The 10,943-nt window shown below is 42.8% G+C and carries 7 protein-coding genes; 2 read left to right on the plus strand and 5 right to left on the minus strand.

Features of this window, described 5'->3' with window-relative positions:
- Positions 1-514 (plus strand): HupE/UreJ family protein (locus V7783_RS20490; protein ID WP_335680309.1); only part of this gene is annotated, 514 nt, incomplete at its 5' end.
- Between the two features lie 38 nt (positions 515-552).
- Here V7783_RS20490 and V7783_RS20495 read toward each other — a convergent pair.
- From V7783_RS20495 to V7783_RS20515, 5 genes are all read right to left on the minus strand, one after another.
- On the minus strand, positions 553-1,179 hold the full coding sequence (locus V7783_RS20495; RefSeq protein WP_064665306.1) for a TetR/AcrR family transcriptional regulator: 627 nt from the start codon (positions 1,177-1,179) through the stop codon (positions 553-555).
- Positions 1,180-1,329: 150 nt separating this feature from the next.
- Positions 1,330-2,739, minus strand: a complete 1,410-nt coding sequence (locus V7783_RS20500) for an efflux transporter outer membrane subunit (protein ID WP_335680310.1) — start codon at positions 2,737-2,739, stop codon at positions 1,330-1,332.
- Positions 2,739-5,870, minus strand: a complete 3,132-nt coding sequence (locus V7783_RS20505; protein ID WP_335680311.1) for an efflux RND transporter permease subunit — start codon at positions 5,868-5,870, stop codon at positions 2,739-2,741. Before V7783_RS20505 ends, V7783_RS20500 begins: the two co-directional genes overlap by 1 nt.
- 12 nt (positions 5,871-5,882) lie before the next feature.
- Positions 5,883-7,040, minus strand: coding sequence for an efflux RND transporter periplasmic adaptor subunit (locus V7783_RS20510; RefSeq protein WP_335680312.1), 1,158 nt, complete (start codon positions 7,038-7,040; stop codon positions 5,883-5,885).
- A 289-nt stretch (positions 7,041-7,329) separates the two neighbouring features.
- Positions 7,330-9,030 carry a cyanophycinase gene (locus tag V7783_RS20515; protein ID WP_335680313.1) on the minus strand — a complete coding sequence of 567 codons (1,701 nt, stop codon included), beginning with the start codon at positions 9,028-9,030 and terminating at the stop codon, positions 7,330-7,332.
- 445 nt (positions 9,031-9,475) lie between these two features.
- Between V7783_RS20515 and V7783_RS20520 the strand changes: the two genes are divergently transcribed.
- The coding region (locus V7783_RS20520; RefSeq protein ID WP_335680314.1) for a TonB-dependent receptor plug domain-containing protein at positions 9,476-10,943 on the plus strand (1,468 nt) is incomplete at its 3' end.

Consider the following 10,943-nt stretch of genomic DNA (forward strand, 5'->3'; position numbering starts at 1 on the left):
AATTGCTCTGTTACTAACCTGCGTATTAGTTAGAAAAACCAGTAAATGGCAAGGAATAGAATCAAAAGCCACCATTTTTAAGCAAACCGCATGGATAGTCACCGCCTTCACCTTAGCCCATTCAATTACACTTACAGCAACGGCTATGCAACTTGTCTCGCCGAATAGTCGCTGGGTTGAGTTAGGCATCGCCATATCCGTGTTATTTGCAGCACTTAACAATATTTGGCCTTTGGTGATCCGATTGGGTTGGGTAACATTTGCGTTTGGTTTATTGCATGGCATGGGCTTTGCCAGCGTGTTAGGCGAACTGGGCTTATCAAGCGATTATCAATTACTTAGCGTATTAGCATTTAATTTAGGAGTAGAAATAGGCCAGCTCGCTATCTTAGTTGTTGCCCTACCGGTACTTATTTGGGCTAGAAACTACGCTTGGTATCAAAAATGGGTGATGCCAGCGGGCTCATTAGTCATCGCATTAATCGCGGTGCAATGGTCTTTGGAGCGGATTTAAAAAGATTAAAAATTGGGCTGATCATAATCAGCCCACTTTTATTTACTATCAGAGAAAGGGACCAAAAGAACCCGCATTGCAGGGCGCAGCGCTAGTAAAATGGTTGCTTTATCTAAGGTAGGATTGAGGGTTTTGCGTAATGTTAGTCCGCCCATCATGGCAAACATGACTTCAATGCGACTTTCAATTTCAATTGCACTGAGATCCTTAATCAAACTGCGTTCACTGAGTAACAGATCGCGCATTTTCTGCCTTGCATAACAATCTGACTTTCGCAGTTGCGCGGCAACCTTATCGTTACGAGCTGTTTCTGCAAACATCTCTAAATCAAGTGCCCCTTGAGTTACATCGGTGTGATGATCTACACCATGGTCTAAACCATCGAGTAACACCGTTACTAAATCACCGGGTTGATCTTCAAACTCTTGAAAGACAGAAAACATCTTTTCCATATCCCGTTCGATGATCGATTCTATTATAGCTTCTTTACTGGCAAAATAATTATAGATATGGCCTGCACTCATCCCTGCGGTCTTTGATATTTCAGCCATTCCAGCACCGTGATAGCCTTTACGGCGAAAGCAATCTGCTGCCGCACATAACACTTGATCACGCCGAGCCTGCGCCAATGCGGGATCGGTTTGTCTTTTCGATTTTTCTTTCATGTATTCCTGCCAGGTACTTGCGAAAAGCATCGCTTTTCTTTTAACCTAATCGTTATCGCTAGTTTACATGATCTTAACCACTGACCCTGTGCGTTACAACAAAGAACTTTATAAACTAGCGATAAAATAGCTAACGGCAAGCTTTAACCGTTATTCACTGGGCTGCGCAGGTCGCTGCCAACCACCACCAACCGCTTTATACAGATTAATTTGACTTGCAATATATGCTTGCTTACCACGGATCAACTGCTGCCCGGCACTCACCCAGTTACGTTGTGCATCTAGGACTTGTAAATAGCTATCAGCACCTTTATCAAAACGCGCTTCCGAGAGCGTAAAAGATGTTTGGTTACTACTGTATAACTCTTCAAGTGCTTTTAGCTGCTCCATATAACCTTGGCGATCCACCAGCGCATCAGACACTTCTTTGAACGCTTGTTGAATGGTTTGCTCATACGTGGTCAGTGCTATTTGTTGCTGCGTTTGTGCGACATCTAAATTAGCTTGATTTCGACCCATATTGAAAATAGGCAAGTTAATGGATGGAATAAAACTCCATGTGCCCGTTCCGCCGGAAAACAAATTATCAAGTTCACTCGAGGCGCTTCCTGCATTAGCTGTTAAACTGATGCTCGGAAAAAATGCAGCCTTAGCCACGCCAATATTGGCATTCGCCGCAAGTAGTTTAAATTCAGCGGCTTTAATATCAGGGCGTTGTTCAAGTAACTCTGACGGCAAGCCAACAGGCACTGTTGGAAAGTTTAATACTTCATCTAAGCTCTCAACAGGCAGTAATTGTGTCGTCACCGATTGACCGACTAATAAATCCAAGGCATTTTTATCACGCTTTAATAAGCGCTGATAATTCGCAATATCCACTTTCGCGGTCGCAACCGTGCTTTGAATTTGCGCTAGGGTTAGCTTTGATGCCGCCCCCAATGCATAGGTTTTTTCGGTGAGCGTTAGAGATTCTTGCTGACTCTTAAGCGTTTCCATCGCCAGCGCTAATTGCTCTTTATCAGCGGCATAATTAAGCCATGCATTCACCAACTCTGAAATTAAGCTAATTTTCACACTGGTTTGTGCTTGCTCTGACGCATATAAAGTTTGCAGAGCTTGATCCGATTGATTACGAATTTTACCCCATAAATCCAACTCATATGCCGTCATACCAACGGTTGCAGAATAGCTTTGAGTAATTTGGGCATTCCCCGTTGATGATAAATCAGCAGGCACGCGCTGACGATTGCCCGATGCTGAAAAATCAATTGCAGGATATAACGCAGAATCCTCAATTTGATAAAGCGCACGCACTTGCTGCACATTAAGTGCAGCCAGTTTAATGTCTTTATTATGTTGCAGCGTTAATTCAATTAAGCTTTGCAGTTTTTCATTGGCAAAAAACTGCTGCCAGTTTAAATCAGCAATATTGCCTTGCTCGCCCTGAACTGCATAACTATCAGGTACTGGTAGTTGAATGTCTTCAAGCTCAGGAGCCATTTGACACGCACTTAACACCAGTACACTTAACGTTGCCAAACTCAGCGTTTTAAATTTCATTACGACTGCTCCTGCTTAGCTTGCGCATGTTTACCAGGAAACACACGTCTTACCAATACAAAAAATAATGGTACAAACACCACCACAATAATTGATGATGCGAGTGTGCCACCAATGACTGAGATACCCAGCGCATTTTGCGCACCAGAACCGGCACTTGATGCAATAGCCAGTGGTAATACGCCGCAAATAAACGCCATAGATGTCATCATGATAGGTCGTAGTCGTAACCGTACTGCAGCAATTGCAGCTTCCACTAAGCCCATTCCTTCATCCATTTTGTGGATCGCAAATTCCACAATCAAAATAGCATTTTTAGATGCAAGCCCGATGGTCGTTAATAAGCCCACTTGTAGGTAAATATCATTCGATAAATTAGCGACAAAGGCTGCCATCGCCGCACCAAATACACCTAAAGGTACAATCATCATAACCGCAGCCGGAACAGACCAACTTTCATAAAGCGCTGCTAAACATAAAAACACCACTAACAACGACAGCGCATATAACAATGGCGCTTGACCGCCGCTTAAACGCTCTTCGTATGAAATACCTGTCCACTCAAACGCAATACCTGGCGGCAATTGTTTAACCAGTTTTTCCATTTCATCCATGGCTTGGCCGGTACTGTAATCTGGCGCTGCTGAACCTTGAATTTCCATCGCTGAAAAACCGTTATAACGCTCAAGACGAGGCGAGCCGTAAGTCCAATATGACTGAGCAAACGCAGTAAATGGCACCATTTCACCACTGCTGTTACGTACGTACCATTTGTCTAAGTCCTCAGGTGCCATACGTGATTCAGGCTTGCCTTGCAGGTAAACTTTTTTCACTCGACCACGGTCAATAAAGTCATTTACATAGCTACTACCCCAAGCTGTAGACAAGGTATTATTAATATCAGCTTGTTTCAGGCCCAACGCTTCTGCTTTTGCTAAATCAATATCCAACTCAAGTTCTGGCTTGTCTTCTTGACCATTAGGGCGTACGCCTGCAAGTACAGGGCTTTGTGCAGCCATACCAAGCAACATATTACGCGCTTCTAATAGTTTATCGTGACCAAGTCCAACCCTGTCTTGTAAAAATAAGGTAAAACCATTAGCTGTACCCAGTTCTACAACTGCAGGGGGTGGAAAGGCAAATACAAAGGCTTCTTTAATCGTTGAGAAATAGCCCATTGCTTTACCTGCAACCGCACCGACAGATAAATCGTCACGTTGACGTTCATCCCAATGCTTCAAGCCAACAAAGCCAATTGCCGCATTTTGACCAGACCCTGCAAAACTAAAGCCCGTAACACTAAATACTGAACGTACCGCTTCTGATTGATCTTCTAGGAAATGCTTTTCCATTTTCTCAACAACTTTTAATGTCTGCTCCGTTGTCGCACCTGCAGGTAAACTTATTTGGTTAAATAAGATACCTTGGTCTTCATCGGGTAAAAATGCAGAAGGCAATTGAGAGAAGATAAAAATCATGCCGCCAACAATTAAGCCATAACACAATAAATAACGTTTACTGTGTTTGATCATGCGGCCAACAAAGCTTTGCGCGCCGTTATTGGTTTTATCAAAACCACGATTAAAACCGATAAAGAAGCGGCCAAACAATGATTTGTTATTATGTACATGACTTGGTTTTAACATCGTTGCACACAGTGCCGGTGTTAAAATAAGTGCCACTAGCACAGATAAACTCATCGCTGTTACTAAGGTCACAGAGAACTGACGATAAATAACCCCAGTAGAGCCTGCAAAGAATGCCATAGGAACAAATACCGCCGAGAGCACCATAGCAATACCAACCAACGCACCTTTGATCTCATCCATTGATTTGCGGGTTGCTTCAAGCGGTGACAGCTTTTCTTCGGTCATTACCCGTTCCACGTTTTCCACCACAACGATGGCGTCATCAACGAGTAAACCGATAGCTAATACCATGGCAAACATGGTTAAGGTATTAATTGAATAGCCCAATACTTGCAGCACCGCAAAGGTACCGAGCAATACCACAGGTACTGCAATGGTCGGAATTAATGTTGCTCTAAAGTTTTGTAAAAACAGATACATAACTAAAAATACCAACACAACCGCTTCAATTAATGTACTGACTACTTTTTCAATCGATAAAGACACGAATGGCGTAGTATCGTAAGGTACAACACTGGCTAAGCCTTCAGGGAAAAACGGTTCTAGTTCCGCTAGTGCGGCTTTTACACCTGCTGCTGTATCGAGTGCGTTTGCGCCGCTGGCCAGTTTTACCCCTAAGCCTGAGGCTGGCTTACCATTAAAACGTGCTACAACACCGTAGTTTTCACCACCGAGTTCAACTTTAGCAACATCACCTAAACGTACAACAGAGCCATCTGGGTTGGTTTTGACAAAAATATCTCTGAACTGATCAGGGGTTTGTAATCGGCTTTGCGCCGTCACGGTGGCATTAAGCTGCTGACCAGAGATAGCTGGAAGAGCGCCTAGTTGCCCTGCAGATACTTGCGCATTTTGCGCACTGATTGATGCACTAATATCAGCAGGAGTCAGTTTATATTTTTGCAGCATATTAGGGTCAAGCCAGATACGCATTGCATACTGAGAGCCAAACAGCTGTACTTCACCTACCCCATTTACCCGCGAAACAATATCCTGCACATTGGAAGCAACATAATCACCAATGTCGATGTTATTCATGCTGCCATCTTCAGATACAAAACCCACCACCATTAAAAAGTTACGGGCAGATTTGGCCACAGATACACCTTGACGCTGCACTTCTTGCGGTAACAATGGCGTAGCTAAGGCGAGTTTGTTTTGCACTTGTACTTGTGCAATATCAGGGTCAGTATCAGCATCAAACGTCAGCGTTAATGAAGCTGAGCCATTTGATTCAGAGGTTGATGACATGTACAACAAGCCATCTAAGCCTTTCATCTTTTGTTCAATAACTTGCGTTACTGTATCTTCTAGTGTGCGTGCAGACGCACCAGGATAGTTTGCTTGAATACTAATTGCTGGCGGCGCAATCGCAGGATACTGAGCAATGGGTAGCCCTTTGATCGCCAGTATACCTGCCAACATAACCACTATGGCCAGTACCCATGCAAAAATAGGCCTGTCGATAAAAAATCGTGACATTAAAATACTCCGTTATTGAGTTTTAGCTGCGGTTTCGGCTGGCACGGCATTAACAGGTGCGCCAGGGGCTATTTTTTGTAAGCCTTCAACAATCAATTGATCGCCATCATTTAAGCCACTTGTCACTAACCAATTAGCACCGACTGTGCGGTCAGTTTTTAATACCCGTGCTTCAACAGTGTTTTCTTTACTCACCACCATCGCCGTAGGCTCGCCTTTGGTGTTACGGCTAACACCACGTTGTGGTGCTAAAATCGCGTTTGCTTTTACGCCTTCAACGATCACAGCTCTAACATACATACCTGGCAGCAATAGTTTTTCAGGGTTTGGAAATTCAGCACGTAAGGTTACTGAGCCTGTGCTTGGGTCAACTGTCACTTCAGAAAACTGTAAAGTACCTTTGTGTTGATACACTGAGCCATCTTCCATTTTTAGTTCAACTTCTGAATGGATTGCTAAGTCTTTATCAAGCTCACCGTTGGCTATCGCTTTTTTCAACCGTGTTAATTCACTGCTCGATTGAGTTAAGTCAACATAGATAGGATCAAGCTGGGTGACAGTTGCTAATGTCGTTGCTTGGTTCGCACTAACCAAGGCACCGGCCGTGACATTAGATTTACCAATTTGACCGCTAATAGGCGACAAAACTTTACTGTAATTAAGATTAATTTGGGCTGTTTTCAACTGTGCTTGCGCAGTTAATAAGTCCGCTTGAGCACCTTTATAATTAGCATCTGCTTCGTCATAATCTTGCTGGCTTACTGCTTTTATTTCTAGCAGCTCTGAATAACGCTCTGACTTTGCTTTAGCATTAGCAATGCTTGCTTGTGCTTTAGTGATCGCCGCTTTACTGGTCGCAACTTGCGCTTCAAATGTCGAAGGATCTATTTGATACAAAGCCTGACCTTTTTTAACTTCAGCGCCTTCAGTAAACAAGCGAGTTTGCACAATACCATTCACCTGCGGGCGAATTTCGGCCACTTGCGATGCAGTGACACGACCAGGAAGCTCTTTAGTGAGCGTTAATGGTTGGCTTTTTAAGGTAATGACGCCAACTGGAGATGGTTGTTGAGCCGGCGCACTCGCCTGCTGAGTTTGATCGCAACCGGATAAAGCAACTGCACTTGCCAAAGCGGTAACAGTAAAAAGAACGACGCGAGAACGCTGCATGTTAACTACCCTTAATTTAGAATGAACGATCATTCTAAATTAATTTATTGCATTTTCCAATGCTAATTGAGAATTATTTTTAAAAGATGTAAGGGTATGTAAAGAGCTGTAAAAAGGCTTGACTAAGGGGGAGCAGTCAGAGCAACTGATGGGCTGAAAAAGCGAGTAAAATGCACTTAAACGAAGTAGATAAAGATCATCAATGAGGGCAGAAACTGTTATTAAAAGCAAATAACATAATCACTTTTGCAATAAGCTGCTTAGGGTGTAAGCAGCTTATCTAAAAAGCCTACTGAATTGTCGTAATACTCACGTTAAGCTGGGCAACCGCACAGCCATTACTCGTTGGATTCAAGCGATAATATTGAGTACTTTCACTTGCGTTAAGCGTCACTAAAAACTCATCTTGTTGGCCTACCGCCGTTTTATCTTGGCTCAAACACATCGCTTGAGTTAATGAGCGTAACTTTGCATCCGTTAAAATATTGCTAAAACGCTGCATCGGCAAAGGCGGCATTTTTATTGCCGGCAACACGTTATCGAGAGTGCGTTGATTAAGCTTAAAACCTGTTGCTGTAATATCAATTACAGTACCGGCTGGCCAGTATGAATAGCGAAAAGTCGCTTCATTTGGCACGTTATGCAAATAAACCACACCATTTTTGCCTATAACTGTCATCAACTGCGTTTTCGCCGAGTTAATCACCACCAAGGCGGTTGTTTCATCGATACCAAAGCCATGCTGCTGTTTTGTAGCCTTAAGTAATGTTGCTAAACGAGCGGTACGATCGCGTTCACTAAAGTGGGTATCTAAAATTCCCATATCAAAACTAGCTAAGCCACCATTAGCTTGATAAGTCAGCGAATCTGCCGTTAAACCTTTTTTACACTCATCACCACAACGCTCACTCGGTGCTGACACCGCATGTGCCCCCTCACGCAATGCTGATAAACTAGTGCCATTGGTGATCATCGCCACATTACCAGCTTGATTTTTACCACCACTTTGAATTGCCGTGCCGGCACTTGTTCCTACTAGTAGTGGCCGAGTGCGGATAGCCTGCGTCCAAGGGTATGCTTTACCGCTCTCGTCATATAACACTTTACGGGTTAAACTTTGATCTCCCCCATTGAGCATGATCCCTGTCGCTGAGTTAATCGTTTTAACAAGATTATCAACCCCTTGCTCACACAATGCTTGCTCTGCATCGGTGCGATCTGGGTAAATCTGCTGACGATTAAATAACTGCATAGATTGTTCACGAATACTTCCTAAATCCTCACAGCGCCCCGCAGTAATAGCCTGAGCAAGTGCAGGGGTAAGTGCTAGCCAATGTGTTTCAATGCCATCAAAATTAAGTAATCCCTCATAAAAATCAGCCGATTCATAGGGATCGCGACTTGATGCGGTTATCGCCAATAAAATAGGTTGCTCAACATTTACTTTCGCTGTTGCTGAAACAAAATCTAAAATATCATTGGCTGCGTGCACTGCGTTCATCTGCGTATTTACAGCTTCTTTTACGCGTTTATTATTAGCATCGATAACCGGTACTTCTAGCGTATCTATTACAAAGTTATATTCTTGATCCGTTAATTTATTTAATAACCCATTATCTAAATCTCGCCATGTCCACAATAGGGTACTTTTATCTATTTGACTCGGATGCTGAACTGCTACAGTTGCTAAAAGCTGCAAAACTTTATTGCGATTATCAACATTATTATTGACCCATTGTGACTTTATTTTATTTAACGCGTTATCAGTTAGGTGATAACGGTTACTTTTTTTACCTTCGAGCTGTGTTTTATTTTCGCAGTTTTGGCTGCTCATACTTGAACACGTCGTTAATGCACCACCGATTAATACTAACGTTTGCTGAGTTTCGCTTGCATCAATATGCGCCGAATATGACAACAAAAACACTAAAAATGAAGCTAAAAGCCCTGTAAATTTACCGACAACACATCGCCCTTGAACGTTTTCCATAATGTTATACTCATGTAAAAAATGATAAGAAATAGCTTGCAGTCAACCTTTATGCTTGCTATAAAAATAAGGAACTTTTAAATCGCGAGTAAGCTAGCACCCAAGTGCGGGCTTTGTCAAAACCCTTTTGGATTGGAATTATGTTTAAAAACGCAACATCGCTTTGTACATATTTCTACTCTCCCCACTACCTTTCGGAGTGGTTTGACGAGTAGCCACACCTCACATTCTCGTGAGGGGCTAACTGTGTCTAAACATCACAGCCCTGTCTGATACCAATCAAATTTAAAGCAAATAAAGACTAAATTAACATTAGTTTTGCAGTTCTTTGCGGCTGCTTTTAATTTTGCCTCTATTCGGTTGGAAAAATCATAATAAAAAAATGAGCAAGCGGCTGTATTTAAAGCACGTTTCGACTCATGAATAAGACAAAAGGTAAATTAACATGTTTCGTCAATTAACTATTGCAGCGGCAATAAGCGCATCGCTTTGCCCTGTCACTTCTGTGTATGCACAAGAAAATGTTGAATCTGAAAACATTGAACGAGTAGAAGTAACGGGATCACGTTTAAAAGGCGTCGATCTTGAAGGAACCATACCACTAACCGTATTAGATCAAGACGCCATCAAGCGCTCTGGTGCTAATACTATTCACGAACTGTTAAAGGATTTATCTGTCTTTAAAGGGGGAAGCGGCACCTTTTCCACCTCAGAAAGCGGTGGTACATCCACCTCAACACCGGCCGGACAATCTGCCGCAAGCCTACGTGGCATGGGCCCATCAGCGACACTTACGTTAATAAATGGACGCCGCGTTGCACCAAGCTCATTTGCAGCAGGGACTGAAAACTTTGTTGATGTAAACTCAATTCCACTGGCCGCAATCGAGCGCATCGATATTTTAGCTACCGGTGCTTCGGCCGTTTATGGCGCAGATGCTGTAGCTGGTGTGATCAACTATATTTTAAAAGACGACTTTGAAGGTGCAGAAATAAACACCTCTTTTTCAGATAGCTTCAACAGCCATGATGAAAGCAAAAAACAATTAAACCTAGTTTATGGTACTAAAATTGGCGACAGCAACTTAACCGTGTTTGCTGATATTTTTGACCGTAACGCATTCAAAGCAACCGATCGTGATTACACAGCATCACCATCTTTAGTCAATGGCTACTCGTATTTACCTAAGCTTGAAAATTCGCCTAACATTTATTATTTCAGTAGTCGTGACGGCAACGAACTAGCTTCACCAAATTGTAAAACGGAACTAGTCACCACTGAATTTGGTGAACAGATTTGTGCCTACTACCCAAATCAAGATGACTACCTAGATACGCCATTTGAAAGTTTATCAACCGGCTTTATGTTTAACAGCACCGTAGGTGAACTTGATTGGCACACTGACTTCTTTTATAGCCAAACCAAGTCTAAAGCATACTCATCCCCCTCGCCAATTAACCAAATTAATGACGATGATGGTCCGTTTATTTTAGAAGATGCATTATTTATTTATGATAATGAAGACGGTACTAATGACTTGATGGATCAATTGTATATTGACCCATTTTATACACAAGCTGGTCGCGAAGTTTATGGCTTTGGCTTTGATGCCCGCTTTAATGCTCCGCGCACAGTCGAAGTAGAAACTAAAAACTTTCGTTTAGTAAGTAGCCTTGCTGGGGATATTGGCGATTGGGGCTGGGAATCGGGCGTTACCTTCTCTCGTTCAAGCTCAGAGCAAGAAGCCATTGATGGTGTTTATAACCGTTACCAATTTCATGCTGCGATTACCGGTGAGCTATGCTCAGACGGCACCCTTGCAAACTATGATGGCACCAACCTTAACTGTGCATCTGGCGATTTACTGCCATTTTATAACCCATTTGTGCAAGGCGATGCCGCCAACGATGCAG

The organism is Pseudoalteromonas sp. (assembly GCF_036960685.1).
Taxonomy (GTDB): Bacteria; Pseudomonadota; Gammaproteobacteria; order Enterobacterales; family Alteromonadaceae; genus Pseudoalteromonas.

Bases quoted from the DNA above. Each gene is read 5' to 3' on its own strand.
- V7783_RS20495 (WP_064665306.1), bottom strand. From the start codon at position 1,179: ATGAAAGAAAAATCGAAAAGACAAACCGATCCCGCATTGGCGCAGGCT.
- V7783_RS20500 (WP_335680310.1), bottom strand. From the start codon at position 2,739: ATGAAATTTAAAACGCTGAGTTTGGCAACGTTAAGTGTACTGGTGTTA.
- V7783_RS20505 (WP_335680311.1), bottom strand. From the start codon at position 5,870: ATGTCACGATTTTTTATCGACAGGCCTATTTTTGCATGGGTACTGGCC.
- V7783_RS20510 (WP_335680312.1), bottom strand. From the start codon at position 7,040: ATGCAGCGTTCTCGCGTCGTTCTTTTTACTGTTACCGCTTTGGCAAGT.
- V7783_RS20515 (WP_335680313.1), bottom strand. From the start codon at position 9,030: ATGGAAAACGTTCAAGGGCGATGTGTTGTCGGTAAATTTACAGGGCTT.